The organism is Pseudomonas sp. G.S.17 (genome assembly GCF_038096165.1).
Classification (GTDB): domain Bacteria; phylum Pseudomonadota; class Gammaproteobacteria; order Pseudomonadales; family Pseudomonadaceae; genus Aquipseudomonas.
Map to the genome: position 1 here is coordinate 4,795,199 of NZ_CP151076.1, position 16,407 is coordinate 4,811,605.

Annotated in this window: 11 protein-coding genes and 1 pseudogene; 5 read left to right on the plus strand and 7 right to left on the minus strand. The window is 58.2% G+C overall.

The genetic code is table 11. The features are described 5' to 3' along the window. Positions 1-40: 40 nt before the first annotated feature. Both fadD1 and fadD2 read right to left on the minus strand, forming a co-directional pair. Complete coding sequence (gene fadD1 / locus AABC73_RS22350) at positions 41-1,732, minus strand: long-chain-fatty-acid--CoA ligase FadD1 (protein ID WP_341521007.1); 1,692 nt, start codon at positions 1,730-1,732, stop codon at positions 41-43. A 415-nt stretch (positions 1,733-2,147) separates the two neighbouring features. Beyond that, complete coding sequence (gene fadD2 / locus AABC73_RS22355) at positions 2,148-3,836, minus strand: long-chain-fatty-acid--CoA ligase FadD2 (protein WP_341521008.1); 1,689 nt, start codon at positions 3,834-3,836, stop codon at positions 2,148-2,150. Positions 3,837-4,045: 209 nt separating this feature from the next. Here fadD2 and AABC73_RS22360 point away from each other — a divergent pair, with 209 nt between their 5' ends. Both AABC73_RS22360 and AABC73_RS22365 read left to right on the plus strand, forming a co-directional pair. Then, a complete protein-coding gene (locus AABC73_RS22360) occupies positions 4,046-4,990 on the plus strand; it encodes a lysophospholipase (protein ID WP_341521009.1) in 945 nt (314 codons plus the stop codon). 55 nt (positions 4,991-5,045) lie between these two features. Next, entirely contained in the window at positions 5,046-5,516 is a 471-nt protein-coding gene (locus tag AABC73_RS22365; RefSeq protein ID WP_020289005.1) for a MaoC family dehydratase, read from the plus strand. Positions 5,517-5,718: 202 nt separating this feature from the next. Here AABC73_RS22365 and ccoM read toward each other — a convergent pair whose 3' ends face one another. From ccoM to AABC73_RS22380, 3 genes are all read right to left on the minus strand, one after another. Then, the gene (ccoM, locus tag AABC73_RS22370; RefSeq protein WP_020289004.1) at positions 5,719-5,829 is read right to left on the minus strand and encodes a cytochrome c oxidase subunit CcoM; all 111 of its coding nucleotides are present in this window, start codon (positions 5,827-5,829) and stop codon (positions 5,719-5,721) included. 145 nt (positions 5,830-5,974) lie between these two features. Beyond that, positions 5,975-6,136 (minus strand): hypothetical protein, encoded by a 162-nt coding sequence (locus tag AABC73_RS22375; RefSeq protein ID WP_341521010.1) that lies wholly within the window; start codon positions 6,134-6,136, stop codon positions 5,975-5,977. A gap of 100 nt (positions 6,137-6,236) precedes the next feature. Then, positions 6,237-6,575 carry an aspartate-semialdehyde dehydrogenase gene (locus tag AABC73_RS22380; RefSeq protein WP_341521011.1) on the minus strand — a complete coding sequence of 113 codons (339 nt, stop codon included), beginning with the start codon at positions 6,573-6,575 and terminating at the stop codon, positions 6,237-6,239. 215 nt (positions 6,576-6,790) lie between these two features. On the opposite strand from AABC73_RS22380, the gene rapA reads away from it, so the two are divergent. Continuing rightward, positions 6,791-9,637, plus strand: coding sequence for an RNA polymerase-associated protein RapA (rapA, locus tag AABC73_RS22385; protein ID WP_341521012.1), 2,847 nt, complete (start codon positions 6,791-6,793; stop codon positions 9,635-9,637). Positions 9,638-9,738: 101 nt separating this feature from the next. Here the strand turns inward: rapA and AABC73_RS22390 are convergent. Next, a pseudogene (locus tag AABC73_RS22390) lies at positions 9,739-10,491 on the minus strand (MFS transporter); the annotation flags it as partial. 387 nt (positions 10,492-10,878) lie between these two features. Here AABC73_RS22390 and AABC73_RS22395 point away from each other — a divergent pair. Both AABC73_RS22395 and AABC73_RS22400 read left to right on the plus strand, forming a co-directional pair. Further along, the gene (locus AABC73_RS22395) at positions 10,879-13,107 is read left to right on the plus strand and encodes an EAL domain-containing protein (protein WP_341524308.1); all 2,229 of its coding nucleotides are present in this window, start codon (positions 10,879-10,881) and stop codon (positions 13,105-13,107) included. A gap of 330 nt (positions 13,108-13,437) precedes the next feature. Beyond that, on the plus strand, positions 13,438-15,627 hold the full coding sequence (locus AABC73_RS22400; protein WP_341521013.1) for a hypothetical protein: 2,190 nt from the start codon (positions 13,438-13,440) through the stop codon (positions 15,625-15,627). Between the two features lie 206 nt (positions 15,628-15,833). On the opposite strand, the gene AABC73_RS22405 is transcribed toward AABC73_RS22400, so the two are convergent. Beyond that, positions 15,834-16,142 carry a DUF2288 domain-containing protein gene (locus tag AABC73_RS22405; protein WP_341521014.1) on the minus strand — a complete coding sequence of 103 codons (309 nt, stop codon included), beginning with the start codon at positions 16,140-16,142 and terminating at the stop codon, positions 15,834-15,836. Positions 16,143-16,407: the final 265 nt, after the last annotated feature.

Consider the following 16,407-nt stretch of genomic DNA (forward strand, 5'->3'; position numbering starts at 1 on the left):
AGGCCAGCGCACTGGGCGAGGCCTGGACCGCGGTGTATGTTTACTTCTTCAACCCCAACTTCTTCAATTCGCCATCACGCAACTCGCGGCGCAGGATCTTGCCGACGTTGGTGGTGGGCAGCGCATCGCGGAACTCCACGCTGCGCGGGACTTTGTAGCCGGTCAGGTTGGCGCGCATGTGTTCCATGACTTGATCCTTGGTCAGCGTCACGCCGGGTTTGACCACCACAAACACCTTGATCGCCTCGCCGGATTTTTCGTCCGGAACGCCGATGGCTGCGCACTGCAACACGCCGGGCAAGGTTGCCAGCACGTCTTCCAGTTCGTTGGGGTAGACGTTGAAACCGGAGATCAGAATCATGTCTTTCTTGCGGTCGACAATGCGCAGGTAGCCATCGGGCTGAATGATCGCGATGTCGCCGGTCTTGAGCCAGCCATCGGCGTCGAGCATTTCGTCGGTGGCGTCCTGACGCTGCCAGTAGCCTTTCATGACCTGTGGGCCCTTGATGCACAGCTCGCCGATTTCGCCCAGCGGCTGTTCAACGCCCGCGTCGTCGATGACTTTGCACAAGGTCGACGGCACCGGAATGCCGATGGTGCCGACGTGGTTTTTCTGGATCGGGTTGACCGTGGCTACCGGGCTGGTTTCGGTCATGCCGTAGCCTTCGCAGATCGCGCAGCCGGTCACTTCTTTCCAGCGCTCGGCAGCCGCGAGTTGCAACGCCATGCCGCCGGACAGGGTGACTTTCAGGGCCGAGAAATCCAGGTTGCGGAATTCCTGGTTATTGCACAGCGCCACGAACAGCGTGTTCAGGCCGACGAAGCCGCTGAACTTCCACTTCGACAGCTCCTTGACCATCGCCGACAGGTCGCGCGGGTTGCTGATCAGGATGTTGTGGTTGCCGATCAGCATCATCGACATGCAGTGAAAGGTGAACGCGTAGATGTGATACAGCGGCAACGGCGTAATGAGGATCTCGCAGCCTTCATTAAGGTTGGAACCCATCAGCGCCTTGCACTGCAGCATGTTGGCGATCAGGTTGCGGTGGGTCAGCATCGCGCCCTTGGCCACGCCCGTGGTGCCGCCGGTGTATTGCAGAACTGCGACGTCATTGGCGTCTGGCGAAGCATCGTTGACCAACTGGCCACGACCTTTGCTCAGCACGTCATTGAACTTGACGGCCTTGGGCAGGTGAAAGGCCGGGACCATCTTCTTCACGTACTTGATGACGCTGTTGATCAGCAGACGCTTGAGCGGCGGCAGCATGTCGGCCACTTCGGTGACGATGACGTGCTTGACCTGGGTCTTGGGCACGACCTTTTCCGCCAGATGCGCCATGTTCGCCAGACACACCAGGGCCTTGGCACCGGAGTCGTTGAATTGGTGTTCCATCTCCCGCGCGGTGTACAGCGGGTTGGTGTTGACCACGATCAGACCGGCACGAATGGCACCGAATACGGCAATCGGGTACTGCAACACATTGGGCAGCTGCACGGCGATGCGGTCGCCGGGTTGCAGGTCGGTGTGTTGTTGAATCCAGGCAGCAAAAGCACCGGACAATTCGTACAGCTCACCGTACGTAAGCGTCTTGCCCAGGTTGCTGAAGGCCGGTTTATTGGCGAAACGCTGGCAAGACTGCTTCAATACCGCCTGGACGTTGGGATACTCGTCTGGATTGATATCGGCAGCAATGCCGGACGGGTACTTGTCCTTCCAGAAATTTTCGATCATGGAAGCCGGCTCCTCAGCGACAGCGAATTCTTCACACCGCTTGATCGCGGTGATTTTCTTGTGTTTTGGAATTTTGCGGTTCACGCTTTTGACTTACGGACTGGTCCAAAAGCGCGCCGAGAGTAGCAGCTTTGCCGAGGGTCGCATAGAGCCAACAAGGGCCTCTACAGTCACTAAAATGACTCTTGATTATCCAGTAGTCACATTTAGAGCAATCATACTATTTGTCGCAAATCTGCCTGAAATTGTTGGGCTAGAGCCGCTGATTGACTTCGTAAGACCGGCTTCAGCCGGGAGGGCGGAAGGTTTGGCGACGGGACGCTGCGAATGTACCGCCGCCTCCCGGCTAAAGCCGGTCCTACGGAATGTGTTCAAATGGTTGCGTGATGAGGGTCAAGACGGTTCCTACGAACCTTTACGCAATATCCCGCAACTCCCGCCGCAGAATCTTCCCCACCGGTGTCATTGGCAGCGACTCGCGCAATACGATGTGTTTCGGCACTTTATAGGCGGTGAAGTTTTCCTTGCAGAACGTCTTCAGCTCTTCAATGCTGACTCCGCCTTCGCGAGCCACCACGAACAGCTTCACCGCTTCCCCGGAGCGCTCGTCAGGTACGCCGATGACGGCGCAGTTGGCAACGCCGGGATGGCTCATCACCACGTCTTCGATTTCATTCGGGTAGACATTGAAACCGGAAACGATGATCAGGTCTTTCTTGCGGTCGACAATGCTGATGAAACCGTCGGCATCGATGACGGCAATGTCCCCGGTCTTGAACCAGCCTTCGGCGTCGATGGCCTCGGCGGTGGCATCCGGGCGCTTCCAGTAACCCACCATCACCTGCGGGCCTTTGATGCACAGCTCGCCGCGCTCGCCCAACGGCAACTCGTGGCCATCATCATCGATGACTTTCATCGCCGTACTCGGCATCGGAATCCCTACGGTGCCGAGGCGCGCGCTGGCACCATAGGGGTTGGCGCTGGCCACCGGAGACGTCTCGGTCAGCCCGTAACCTTCAACGATGCGGCAACCGGTGAGCTGCTCCCAGCGCTCGGCGGTGGACTTGACCAAGGCAGTGCCGCCGGAGTTGGTGCTTTTCAGGCTGGAGAAATCCAGGGATTTGAAATCCGGATGGTTCATCAAGGCCACGAACAGCGTATTGAGGCCGATCATGGCCGAAAAGCGCCATTTGCCCAGTTCCTTGATGAAGCCGCCGATGTCGCGTGGGTTGGTAATCAGGATGTTGTGGTTGCCGCTGACCATCATGCACATGCAGTTCGCGGTGAAGGCATAGATATGATAGAGCGGCAGTGGCGCGATCATGATCTCCTTGCCCTCCCGAAATACCGGGCTGCCGTCGTCGCCGTGCTGCAGCATGCAGGCGTAGACCTGTTGCATGTTCGCCACCAGATTGCCGTGGCTGAGCATCGCACCCTTGGCCAGCCCGGTGGTTCCGCCGGTGTATTGCAGGACCGCGATATCTTCAAGCCCAAGGGTCACGGGTTGCAGATGATGAGCGCCGCCCAGATGCAGCGCGCTTTTGAAAGGCGTGGCCTGGGGCAAGTCGTAGGCCGGGACCAGCTTCTTGACCTTGTCGACAATCATATTGACCAGCCAGCCCTTGGCCGCTGATTGCATGTCGCCCATCTTCACTTCAATCAGGTACTGGATCTCGGTGTCGGGCAGCACTTCCTGGACCAGCTTGCCGAACAGGTTCAGATACACCAGCGCCCGGGCACCGGAGTCCTTGAACTGGTGACGCATTTCCCGCGCGGTATACAACGGGTTGGTGTTGACCACGATGAGACCGGCGCGCAGGGCGCCAAACACGGCGATCGGGTATTGCAGCAGGTTGGGCATTTGCACGGCGATGCGGTCGCCAGGCTTGAGTTCGGTGTGTTGCTGGAGGAATGCAGCGAATGCCGCCGAATGCCGATCCAGCTCGGCGTAAGTCAAGGTAACGCCCATATTGCTGAACGCCGGGCGATCGGCGAATTTTCGGCAACTGCGCTCGAACACTTCGATGACCGACTTGTAGGCGTGCAGATCCACCTCAGGGAGTACGCCCGCCGGGCGTTTGTCATTCCAGAAATCAGGTTGCATTGTTATTGTCCTCTTACCTGAGAGTGTCTGGTCCGCTGCTGTAACGCGGGGCTTGGCGGACGTTAGCAGCAATCGCCAGGAAGGCAAATACCGGCCAATGCGTCATCATCGGCGTGAATCTCCTTGCTGATCGGGCTGCAATCGACCATCGGCTATACACTCCATGAACAGAGCCCGAATATCAGCAGATTCAGGCGAAAGGAGCCGTCATGAAACACGAAGTCTTTTGGCTTGACGCCAGCGATCACACTCGCTTGTACGTCAATGCCTGGCTGCCGCCGCTTGCGCCCAGGGCGGTGGTCATGGTGTCTCATGGCATGGCCGAACACAGCGGACGATACGCGCGTCTGGGCGCGGCGCTGTGCGATGCCGGATTTGCGCTGTATGCCCACGACCAGCGCGGCCACGGCAAGACCGCCGCCCAGGGCATGCTGGGCCATTTCGGCCATGAAGACGGCTGGAGCAAAGTCGTGGATGACCTGGCGAGCCTGAATCAGTCCATTGGCCAACGTCATCCCGATACACCGGTATTTCTGCTCGGCCACAGCATGGGCAGCTATATAGCGCAGGCTTGGCTGCTGCATCACGGCGCCAGTTTGCAGGGCGCGATACTCAGCGGTTCGAATTTCCAGCCGGTTTCCCTGTATCGCAGCGCCAGCACCATCGCCCGCCTGGAGCGCTGGCGGCAAGGCCCGACCGGGCGCAGTCGGCTAATCGAATGGCTGTCATTCGGCTCGTTCAACAAGGCGTTCAAGCCGGGACGGACACGCTTCGACTGGCTGAGCCGGGATGCCCAGGAAGTCGACCAGTACATCAGCGACCCCCTGTGCGGCTTTCGTTGCACCAACCAATTCTGGCTGGATCTGCTCGGCGGCCTGCAGCAGATCAGCAAGCCGTCGAACCTGAAACAGATCGATCCAGGCCTGCCGTTGCTGATAATTGGCGGGGAATGTGATCCGGTGAGCGAAGGCAAGCGTCTCAAGGATCTTGCCGATGCATTGGCCGAGACAGGTCATCAAATGTTACAAATGAAGATCTATCCGCAGGCGCGGCATGAGCTGTTCAACGAAACCAATCGCGATGAAGTCACGGGGGATGTACTCGACTGGCTGGAGCAGACACTGCGGCAGCCAAGACCGCGTCGGGCAGAATGACCACGCCACTTTTGCCCGTCATCGCCAGGCCTCTTTTCAATATTCAGGATCACCCATGACCCAGGTTACCAACACCCCATACGAAGCCCTTGAAGTCGGTCAGACCGCCAGTTACAGCAAGACTGTTGAAGAGCGCGACATCCAGCTGTTCGCGGCGATGTCCGGTGATCACAACCCGGTGCACCTGGATGCCGAATACGCTGCGCAGACCATGTTCAAGGAGCGTATCGCCCACGGCATGTTCAGCGGCGCACTGATCAGCGCGGCCGTCGCCTGCGAGCTGCCTGGGCCGGGCACCATTTATGTGGGCCAGCAGATGACGTTCCAGAAGCCGGTAAAACTGGGCGACACCCTGACCGTGCGCCTGGAGATCCTGGAAAAAATGCCGAAATTCCGCGTACGCATCGCGACTCGCGTCTTCAACCAGCGTGAAGAACTGGTGGTCGATGGCGAAGCAGAGATCATCGCCCCGCGTAAACAGCAGACCGTGACCCTGACTCAATTGCCGGCAATCAGCATCGGTTGATTCTGCTGGATCAGAACGTGGGAGCGAGCTTGCTCGCGAAGAGGGCTTTGCATTCGAAGCATCTGCAGAGCCTGACAAATCGCCTTCGCGAGCAAGCTCGCTCCCACACAGGTTGCATAGATGCAATTAACCATCACAAAAAAAAGGGCGACCGAAGTCGCCCAAAATGCCTTGCGTGCTCTTGTTATAGAAGGCCTCAGCCTCACTTGCGCTTTTGCGAGTCCTTCCAGATAAATAGTCCGAAGCCTGCGAAGAACACCAGCATCAGGCCAACGGTAACGACACCGGCCACAACCACATTGTCGAAAAACATAACCGCGCCTCCTGCTCTGCCCCTGTTCGATGGAGCAAGATTACCCACAGCGGCGGCGATGGAAATTGACCCAAATCAATAGCGCCACACGCTCGATCACCAAGCGCGTGGACAACTGATCTGGGTCAACAGAATTGGGGGGGATTCAGCGTTTTTTCGGTTTGTTCTTCGACTTTTTCCTGCCCGCACTCAAGGGCATGGCTTGCTCGAAGGCGTTGCGCACTTCGTTCAATCGCTTGTCGTTCAGATCGTGTACCCGCTTGGCACGTTCGGCGCCCAGGTCGATCAGTTTTTCGTCTCCGCTCATGGCCTGCACTCTCGAACACATGGAAGTGAGGCTAATAATGCGTAATCGCAAGAGCCATGACCAGCGCAGCAGCGCTCACGGGCGCGCACGCTGATCACGCTCAGACTTCCACATCCACCCACATGCCCTGGCGCGGCGCTTCATCCATCAGCGGCACCACCGGCACGGTGTTATCGGCGTTCAGCGAATGACCGGGCACCGCCAGGTGTTCCGGCTCGTCCGAACTCTGCTCACGACGCTTTTGCTGCTCGTGATGACGTTGCTGTTCTTCACGCAACAATAACGCGCTGTGTTCAGCGTCATGATTGCGCAAGTCGATGGTGGTTTCGGTGGAGCTGGGCTGCACGGGCGCAACAGGCGGAATATCCGGCACTTGTCTGGCCGCATCCAACTGGGAAGTCACGGGCACCACACTCAAGGGAAGCGTCGGCTGCAGCATGATTTGATCTCCTGTTGAGTAATTGTCGGCCGCCGTTTCGTCGACTTGAACCGTTGAATGAGAAAGATTCGACTATGTTTGCTGCAAGTAGTGCCGCAAAACGCGGTTTTAGCCGGAAATACAGGAGAAATCGCGTTGAAAGTTCACTCCGCCTTTGGCCTGGGCAGTGTGTTCCGTTAAGATAGTCGGCTTTTTCAAGGCGGGAGACAGGCAGCATGGCGCAGCAGTATCAACCGGGGCAACGCTGGATTAGCGACAGCGAAGCCGAGCTGGGTTTAGGCACCGTTCTGGCACAGGACGGCCGCTTGTTGACCGTGCTCTATCCGGCCACTGGCGACACGCGTCAATACGCTTTGCGTAACGCGCCGTTGACCCGCGTGCGCTTTTCTCCCGGCGACGTGATCACTCACTTCGAAAACTGGAAGATGACCGTGCGCGAAGTCGACGATGTCGACGGCCTGCTGGTCTATCACGGGCTCAACGCGCAGAACGAACCGGTCACCCTGCCGGAAACCCAGCTGTCGAACTTCATTCAGTTCCGTCTCGCCACCGACCGCCTGTTCGCCGGGCAGATCGACCCGCTGGCCTGGTTCTCGCTGCGTTACCACACGTTGGAACACACCAGCCGCCAGTTACAGTCGTCCCTTTGGGGCCTGGGTGGCGTGCGTGCGCAACCTATCGCGCACCAGTTGCACATCGCCCGGGAAGTCGCCGACCGTATCGCGCCTCGGGTTTTGCTGGCGGACGAAGTCGGCCTGGGCAAGACCATCGAAGCCGGTCTGGTGATCCATCGCCAGTTGCTGTCCGGTCGTGCCAATCGCGTGTTGATTCTGGTCCCGGAAAACCTGCAGCACCAATGGCTGGTGGAAATGCGCCGCCGTTTCAACCTGCAGGTCGCGCTGTTCGATTCCGAGCGCTTCATCGAAAGCGATGCCAGCAACCCGTTTGAAGACACCCAGCTCGCGCTGGTGGCGCTGGAATGGCTGGTCGAAGACGAGAAAGCCCAGGACGCGCTGTTTGCTGCGGGCTGGGACTTGATGGTGGTCGATGAGGCTCACCACCTGGTCTGGCACGAAGAAAAGGCCAGCCCTGAATATTCCCTGGTCGAGCAATTGGCTGAAGTGATTCCCGGCGTACTGCTGCTCACCGCGACTCCGGAACAACTGGGTCAGGACAGCCACTTTGCGCGTCTGCGCCTGCTGGACCCGAACCGCTTCCACGACCTGCAAGCCTTCCGCGCTGAAAGCGAAAACTATCGCCCGGTGGCCGAAGCGGTGCAGGAGTTGCTCGACAAGGGTCGCCTGTCGCCTAAAGCTCACAAAACCATTCAAGGCTTCCTCGGCAGCGAGGGCGAAGCATTGCTGGCCGCCGTCAACGATGGCGACACCGAAGCCAGCGCGCGCCTGATCCGCGAATTGCTCGACCGCCACGGCACAGGCCGCGTGCTGTTCCGCAACACCCGGGCCGCCGTGCAAGGCTTCCCGGAGCGCAAGCTGCATCAGTATCCGCTGCCCTGCCCGGCCGAATACCTTGAATTGCCGTTGGGTGAACACGCTGACCTGTACCCGGAAGTCAGCTTCCAGGCGCAACCGGACGTCACTGAAGAAGAACGCTGGTGGCGCTTCGACCCGCGCGTCGACTGGCTGATCGACACGCTGAAAATGCTCAAGCGCGTCAAAGTGCTGGTGATCTGCGCCCACGCCGAAACCGCGATGGATCTGGAAGACGCTTTGCGCGTGCGTTCCGGCATCCCGGCCACGGTGTTCCATGAAGGCATGAACATCCTTGAACGCGACCGCGCTGCGGCGTATTTCGCGGATGAAGAGTTCGGCGCCCAGGTGTTGATCTGTTCGGAAATCGGCAGCGAAGGCCGCAACTTCCAGTTCTCCCACCACCTGGTGCTGTTCGATCTGCCTGCGCACCCGGACTTGCTGGAACAGCGTATCGGTCGCCTGGACCGAATCGGCCAAAAACACACCATCGAACTGCACGTGCCATTCCTGGAAACCAGCCCGCAAGCGCGGCTGTTCCAGTGGTATCACGAAGCGCTCAATGCGTTCCTCAACACCTGTCCGACCGGCAACGCCCTGCAACACCAGTTCGGCCCACGCCTGCTGCCGTTGCTGGAAAGCGGCGACGACGATGAATGGCAGGCGCTGATCGATGAAGCCCGCGCCGAGCGGGTGCGCCTGGAAAGTGAACTGCACACCGGTCGCGACCGCTTGCTGGAGCTTAATTCCGGTGGCGCTGGCGAAGGCGAGGCGCTGGTCGAGGCGATTCTTGAGCAGGACGATCAGTTCACCCTGCCGATCTATATGGAAACCCTGTTCAATGCGTTCGGCATCGACAGCGAAGACCATTCGGAAAACGCCCTGATCCTCAAGCCAAGCGAAAAAATGCTCGACGCCAGCTTCCCGCTGGGCGACGACGAAGGCGTGACCATCACTTACGACCGCAACCAGGCGCTGTCTCGCGAAGACATGCAATTCATTACCTGGGAACACCCGATGGTTCAGGGCGGCATGGATCTGGTGCTGTCCGGGTCGATGGGCAACACCGCCGTGGCGCTGATCAAGAACAAGGCACTCAAGCCAGGCACCGTTTTGCTGGAACTGCTCTACGTCAGCGAAGTGGTTGCGCCGCGCTCGCTGCAACTGGGCCGTTACCTGCCACCGGCCGCCTTGCGCTGCCTGCTGGATGCCAACGGCAATGACTTGTCAGGCCGAGTGTCGTTCGTGACCCTGAATGAACAACTGGAAAGCGTGCCGCGCGCCAGTGCCAACAAGTTCATCCAGGCCCAGCGCGACGTGCTCAATCCGCAGATCAACGCCGGCGAAGCCAGGATCGCACCGAAACACGCCGAACGCGTAGCCGAGGCGCAGCGTCGCCTGGCTGCCGACACCGACGAAGAACTGGCGCGCCTCACCGCCCTGCAAGCCGTCAACCCGACGGTGCGCGACAGCGAACTGATCGCCCTGCGCGCGCAACGCGAGCAAGGCCTGGCGATGCTGGATAAAGCCGCGCTGCGTCTGGAAGCGATTCGGGTGCTGGTGGCGGGTTGATCGGATAAAGGCATGCCTCGCTGTAGGACCGGCTTTAGCCGGGAGGGCAATGACGCCTTCGCGACTAAAGTCGCTCCTTCGGCTTCCGGGAAGGCGGCACGTCAGGCAACCGTCGCTTTCCCCGCTCCAATCTCCTCCGGCTCATCCGCCGCCATCCCCACCCTCATCTTCTGCGCGTCGCGGCTAAAGCAGCGTGACGCCTGATGCAGAAACAGCAAGGTCATGAACAACGCTACCGGGATCAGGTACATGGCGTCATGCAGCCCCACCGCCTTGAACGCCTCGGCCATTTCCAGGGCGCCGGCAGCCGCCATCGCCGAATGGGCAAAATGATCGGACAACAACCCCACCACCACCGGCCCTAAACCGCCGCCCAGCAGATACAAACCGGCAAAAAACAGCGCCATGGCCGTCGCGCGCAAACGGGGTTCCACGACATCCTGAATCGCGGTGTAGACGCAAGTATAAAAGTTGTAGGCGAACAACCAGCCCAGGCCGAACACGGCGACAAACACACCGATTTCAATCCGTCCCGCGTGCAAGGCATAGCCCGTGGCCAGCGTCGCCACCAGCATGCTCACTGCAGCGAACATCAAGCGTCCATTGGCAAAACGCTGGTGCAGTTTGTCAGCGATCCAGCCTCCAGCGGTCAGACCGACCAACCCCGTAACTCCGACGATGATCCCGGTGGCGACCGCTGTTTCCTGCAACGGCAACCGGAAATAGCGTTGCAGCATCGGCACCATGAATGAGTTGCACGCATAAGTGGCGAAGTTGAAGGTCAATCCGGCCAGCACCAGCCAGCCAAAGGTCGGGATCGCCAGTACGCGACGGATCGGCTCGATGATGATCGCCGGGATGGTGCGGTCGAAGAAATTGAACAGGTTGGCCAGAAACAGCAGAAACAGGACGCGCCAGGCATTGGTCGCCTGGGAAGAGTTTTTCGGTAACGTGCTGCGCGTAAACGATCCCTTGTTCTTATTGTTGGACGTCTTGTTATTGGTCAGAGCAGTGCAGAACAATTTAGAACCCATACTGCGCAATGTCTGTAAACATTCGTAAAGAGTGTTCTCTTACCCCGTTCGAGGGGATAGATCCGTTAGTTATCGGGCCTATTCCAAATTAGTTGCAACTAGCCGGCAATACTCCCACTCGTCGGTTTTTAGCTCCCTATAATCAGCTCATATCGCCATTGGTTATAAACCCTTGGTGACACTGGGATGGAATAGATGGGGTTCGCTATGGATTGGGTGGGGTTGAAGGCCGTTTTCGGGCCGCCGGCACAAGGACAGCTGCCTCTGGATTGCTCTCATGATCAATTCCTGATGATTCTGGCCTACGCGGTGATGTGTGCCGCGTGCTTTGCCACGCTGCACGTCAGTGAGCGCGCAATACAAGTCGAGAATTACCACAGTCGGCAACGCTGGCAGGTGCTGGGTGCGTTTTGCCTGGCGGGCGGCGTGTGGGCCATGCATTACATTGCCATGCTGGCACTCGAAGTGCCGATGCCGATGCGCTACGACCTGACCGCGACCATCGCCTCGCTGCTGATTGCATTGGTTGCTGGCGCTCTGGCAATGAAGGCCATTACCCAGGAAACCCTGAATCGGCCAAGCAGCATCCTGAATGCGACAGCGATCGGGCTCGGCATCGTCACCATGCATTACCTGGGCATGTCAGCCCTGCGCTCCGAGGCAGCGCAATACTACGAACCCAAGTCGTTCGCACTTTCCGTCCTGCTGGCAATTCTCAGCAGTCTCGTCCTGTTACTGATGGCCCGCGAGCTTCGGCACGGGGGCGATGCGCTGTATCAGTTCCGCAGAGGGGTAGCGAGCGTGCTTATCGGTGCGGGCTTGCTGTGCACGCACATGACTGGTATTTGGTCGCTGCATTTGACGATGACCACGAATATGGCGATGCACTCGACCCAGCCCGAAAACGGCCTGCAACTGGGCTTGACGATTGCGTTGATCGCCTTACTGATCGTCGGCGGCAGTATCAGTGCATCGCTGGCCGACAAAAAGCTGCAGGAGAAGGAAATCGACCTGCGACGGGTCAACCTGCTGCTTGACCAACTCGATCAGGCTCGCGTGTCATTGCAGCAAGTGGCTCATCACGATCCGCTGACCAATCTGCTCAATCGTCGTGGTTTCAATCAGATCTTTGCCGAAAAGCTGCTGGAATACAGTTCCGAGGGCGGCATGCTGGCGGTGATGTTCCTCGATATCGACCATTTCAAACGCATCAACGACAGCCTGGGCCACGATGCCGGTGATGAATTGCTCAAGGTCATCGCCGAGCGCATTCACAGCGCGACCCGCGTGCAGGATGTGGTCGCGCGCTTTGGTGGCGACGAGTTCTGCATTCTCATCGACCTGCCCAACGCCGAGGAAGCCCGAAGTCTGGCCGAGCGGATCATGCAAAAGATGACGCAACCTATCGTGCTGGCTGGGCGCCGCATGGTGATGACCACCAGTATTGGCGTCAGCACGTTCCCCAAGGACGGTCAGACCTGCGAAGAATTGCTCAAGCATGCCGATCTGGCGCTTTATCAATCCAAGGACAACGGTCGCAATCGGGTGAACTTCTACATCCCAAGCCTCAAGACCCAGGCCTGCCTGGAGCTGAATCTTGAACAAGAACTGTGCAACGCCTTGCACGAAGGCTCCGGGCTGCAGCTTTATTACCAACCCATTGTCGATCTGCGGAACGGACAGGTCAGCAAGCTGGAAGCGTCGCTGCACTGGGAGCATCCCCGACATGGCTTGCTCACGCCTGATCGATTTCTGCGCATTGCCGAAGCCAATGGCCTGATCGTCGATCTTGACCTCTGGGTGCTGCGCCGCGCCTGCCAGGACTTGAGCGAACTGGCCCGCGTTGGTCTGGACGAGCTAGTCATCGCGGTGAACTGGTCTGCCATCAACCTTGGCCGGCCAGATCTGGTTGATGAGGTTCTGGCGGTGCTGCAAGAAACCGGCATTGTCCCGTCCCGACTGGAACTGGAAGTGACCGAAAACGCCTTGATGGGCAATATCAGCAACGTGATCAGTCAGCTCAAACAGATCCGCAACCTGGGCATATCGCTGTCCATCGACGACTTCGGCAGCGGAGCCTCGTCGCTGGCCTATCTCAAGCGCCTGCCGCTGGATACGGTAAAGATTGACCGTTCATTCATCGTCGACACATTGAAATCGCCCCAGGACATGGAAATCGTGCAGGCGATTGTCGCCATGGCCCACACGCTGCGCCTGAAGGTCGTTGCTGAAGGCGTGGAGACCCCCGAGCAGCTGGATTACGTCAAGCAATACGGCTGCGACTATGTGCAGGGCAATCTATTTACCGCTCCTCAACCGCTCGGGCAACTGTCCGGCGAACTGCGTCAACAACGGACTGCCAGTGACTCGCCAGTGTCGAAGCCCGCCGCGCGTGTTGTCCCCCTCAAACAGAAAACCGCAAAGAAAGGGTACTGACACGCCTTCGAGCTTTTGGGGGGTAAAGGACGATACCCCCACGGCGGCCTGTAAACATTCGCCAGGCAAATATCCAGGCACGGCGACGTCCAGGATGCGGCGCAATGACAACAGTCAATTACCGAGGTTCAACCCACCGGTCAGAATCACTAAAGATTTCCGTGAGCCCGCCGATTCACTATTGAACCAGACAGGGAGCGCCTTGGTCATTGCTCGGGTTCATTCCCAATCGCCCCTGGAAATAATTGCACTGCGATGTCGTAACTTCTCTTTCCGTGATGGCGCGATGACCCCAACCGCATCGCAGCCTCCTTAGGCAAATGGCCCACGATGACCAATAAAAACGATTCTGCTGGTGCGATACCCGGACCATTGAGTGCAGCCGTTGCCGCAAAGGCAGATGGCGTACCCAGTACCCACTATCGGCCCAAGCCAATTCCCGTTCAGCAGTACATGTACTTCACGGAAACCGACACTGACCGCATCCTGGATAATCTCGACGGTTTGCGCGACACGGTCTTCCCGCCTTCGATGCACATCGATGAAAGCATCCTGCGCAGCGAACAGCAGTTCCCCTCGGTATGCCTGATCGGCCTGGGCCGCTGCGGCTCGAACATCGCTCTGGATGTTGCCGAACTGGTCTACAACGCGCGCAAGTTCTACCTCAATCAATTCGAAAACGAAGATCGCCTGCGCGATGACAAGCGCTACAGCCCGGCGCACTGGATCCGTAACAATCTGCGGCTGGTGCAGAACAAAGCCAGCAAGCCCGTATTTCTGGTTGAGCCGCTGGTCATGCTCGGCGACCTGGACAAAGACATCGCTGGCCGTATCCGCTTCTCGCGCAAGGGCGAGAAAAGCGGGTTCATCAACGACTACAGCAAAATGAAAATCATGGACTTGTCCGAGGTCCATGCTGGAGGCGCCGGTAACGCGCCGATCCTCGGCCAGTACCTGGCCAAGATCATCCTCAACAAGGACACCAGCCAATTCTCCAGCACCGACTGGAAGCTGATCCACTCGTACCTGATCGACTCATGCGGGATCAAGGCCAACCAGTCACGCCTGTACTTCTACATTTTCAGTGCGGGCGGCGGTACGGGTTCGGGCATGGCCTCGGAGTTCGGCCTGGCGCAGCAGTTCTCGTACATGAACAAGACTTTCGACACTCGGCCAACCGACGAAAACGACAGCAAACGCGGCCGGTCCTTCGTGTTCGAACCGATCTTCACCAGCGGCATTTGTGTGCTGCCGAACATTTCCGATCATCGCAGCGAAATGTCCGAAGCCCTGCACATCAATGCCGGTCGCCTGCTCTGCAAGTATCTAGCTGAGGAATGGGACTTTTCGTACAACTTCGAGAATGAAGACAGCAGCGAAGCCAGCGTCATGGGCCGTATTCGCCCATGGAACGCCATGATGCTGATCTCCAACGACATCATGCGTTACGCCGAGGAAAGCGACGACGGCAACATAGAGAACATCGATGTGAACGCCATGGAGCGTCACGCCAACCAGTACATCTCGCAGCAGATCTTCAACATCCTCACTGCCCAGGCGGTGACCACCGATTACGATCAGAACTATTTCCGACGTGCCGGAATTGATATCGGCGAAACCATTCGCCTGGATGCCAACGACCTGTTCATGAGCCTGGCGGGCCCGGTAGCGATTGCCTACGCCGAGTCAGTGGTTCCGGAAAGCCCGGCTCCCGGTTCGGACAAATTCAAGGTGTTCGAGAAAGAACCGCCACGCCTGAACATCGACGACCTGTTCTTCCGCTCCATTGACTTGCCGCACTTCAATAAAGTGACCCAGGCCATCGAAGGCATCAGCCTGCTGCCGATCGAGTCCAAGCGTTATCGCGCCGCACTGGATCAGTACAAGACCTCCGGCTACGACGCCGCGGCGCTGCATGACTTGCACTTCTTCAAGAACTGCTCGTCGGTGGTCTCCATCGTTTCGTTGCCCAAGGACTACAAGCTGTCCTACATGGACCTGAACCGCCTCAAGACACACTTGAACAGCCTGTTCCCCAACACCACGCTCAAGCGTTACGCGCTGGTGATCGGCGCGTCGGCCAACCTGTCGCTGACTACCCTGATCGCCAAGAGTCCGTGCCTGTCGGATGACTTCCTGACGCTGATCGTGGCGTTCATCAAGCGTTGCTTCGCAAAAAACCAGTTCCGTTTCGACGACACGCTGGACAATGCGATTCTAGACTTCATCGTCAGCGACGAATTTGATGAAGAGCGTATTGATGACTTGCTCAACGAATACGAAAATCCGGCCAGGATCCTCGATACCAACTGGTATGCGATCAAGCCTATGTACGAGAAGAAGTACCGCGAGCTGATCGAAGACAAATCCAAGTTTGTCTCGATCAATGACATCCGGATTTCTCGCGAAAGCGTGAAGAAGGCCATCAAATACTTGCGCGAAATCTACCGTCATCGCATCGGCAAGACCCGGGTCATCTCGCTGAATCAACATACGGGCAAGACGGGCTACGGCTTGTAACGGAGCTCAATTGAGTCCCGTAGGACCGGCTTCAGCCGGGAGGGCTGCATTGCATGCCAGGCATCTGCATTGCCGCGCGTGCGGCTCTCCCGGCTAAAGCCGGACCTACGACTACAGCACCAACAGTGAGATTTTTCGCTACCCAAGTTCCAGGCCAGTTACCAGACTACCCATCCCCCGAGCCAATACGCACCAAAATCGACCATCTATAAAGCTGGCGCCCTATCCTGGACCAGCACCCAAGGCGCCACTACGACTGCCCAAAGTGTCGGATCCCGCTCCACCAGCTCTAGCGCCCGCGATTCAGCCACCTTGCCGACCTCGCCACTGGCAAGCCATGCGCTGACTTTATCTGCCTCGTTCCGAGCAACAGCCTGGGCGACCTCGATCAAATCCAGCGTCTGCTCGACCCACAACAGGGCACCGCGCGCAAAGAACGGTTGCAACTCCGTCCAGGTAATTGATGCCGTCTCGCCGAGCAGTTTGGCATAGAGGGTGCTTGGTTCTTCGCTCATGGGTTCCACCGAAAAGAAAATCGACGCAAATGATAGCGCCGAGTCTGCTCCAGACAAACCCAGATACAAGTAATTGATTGCAGGGAAGATCAGGAAAACCAAGGGTTTGAAGGTCGATTGGGCAAGTCGAACCGCTTGATTCTGTATCTTTCGTACAATTTAGCGACATCAATCGGTTTTGCCCCCCGCAGCCAGCTTTCCAAGCGATCAATCGGCGCTCTAAACTGTTCCGGTACAGTTGCCGGGGGGAAGATCGGAATCTATC

Coding starts and splice junctions, on each gene's coding strand:
- fadD1 (WP_341521007.1), bottom strand. CDS start 1,732: ATGATCGAAAATTTCTGGAAGGACAAGTACCCGTCCGGCATTGCTGCC.
- fadD2 (WP_341521008.1), bottom strand. CDS start 3,836: ATGCAACCTGATTTCTGGAATGACAAACGCCCGGCGGGCGTACTCCCT.
- AABC73_RS22360 (WP_341521009.1), top strand. CDS start 4,046: ATGAAACACGAAGTCTTTTGGCTTGACGCCAGCGATCACACTCGCTTG.
- AABC73_RS22365 (WP_020289005.1), top strand. CDS start 5,046: ATGACCCAGGTTACCAACACCCCATACGAAGCCCTTGAAGTCGGTCAG.
- ccoM (WP_020289004.1), bottom strand. CDS start 5,829: ATGTTTTTCGACAATGTGGTTGTGGCCGGTGTCGTTACCGTTGGCCTG.
- AABC73_RS22375 (WP_341521010.1), bottom strand. CDS start 6,136: ATGAGCGGAGACGAAAAACTGATCGACCTGGGCGCCGAACGTGCCAAG.
- AABC73_RS22380 (WP_341521011.1), bottom strand. CDS start 6,575: ATGCTGCAGCCGACGCTTCCCTTGAGTGTGGTGCCCGTGACTTCCCAG.
- rapA (WP_341521012.1), top strand. CDS start 6,791: ATGGCGCAGCAGTATCAACCGGGGCAACGCTGGATTAGCGACAGCGAA.
- AABC73_RS22395 (WP_341524308.1), top strand. CDS start 10,879: ATGGATTGGGTGGGGTTGAAGGCCGTTTTCGGGCCGCCGGCACAAGGA.
- AABC73_RS22400 (WP_341521013.1), top strand. CDS start 13,438: ATGACCAATAAAAACGATTCTGCTGGTGCGATACCCGGACCATTGAGT.
- AABC73_RS22405 (WP_341521014.1), bottom strand. CDS start 16,142: ATGAGCGAAGAACCAAGCACCCTCTATGCCAAACTGCTCGGCGAGACG.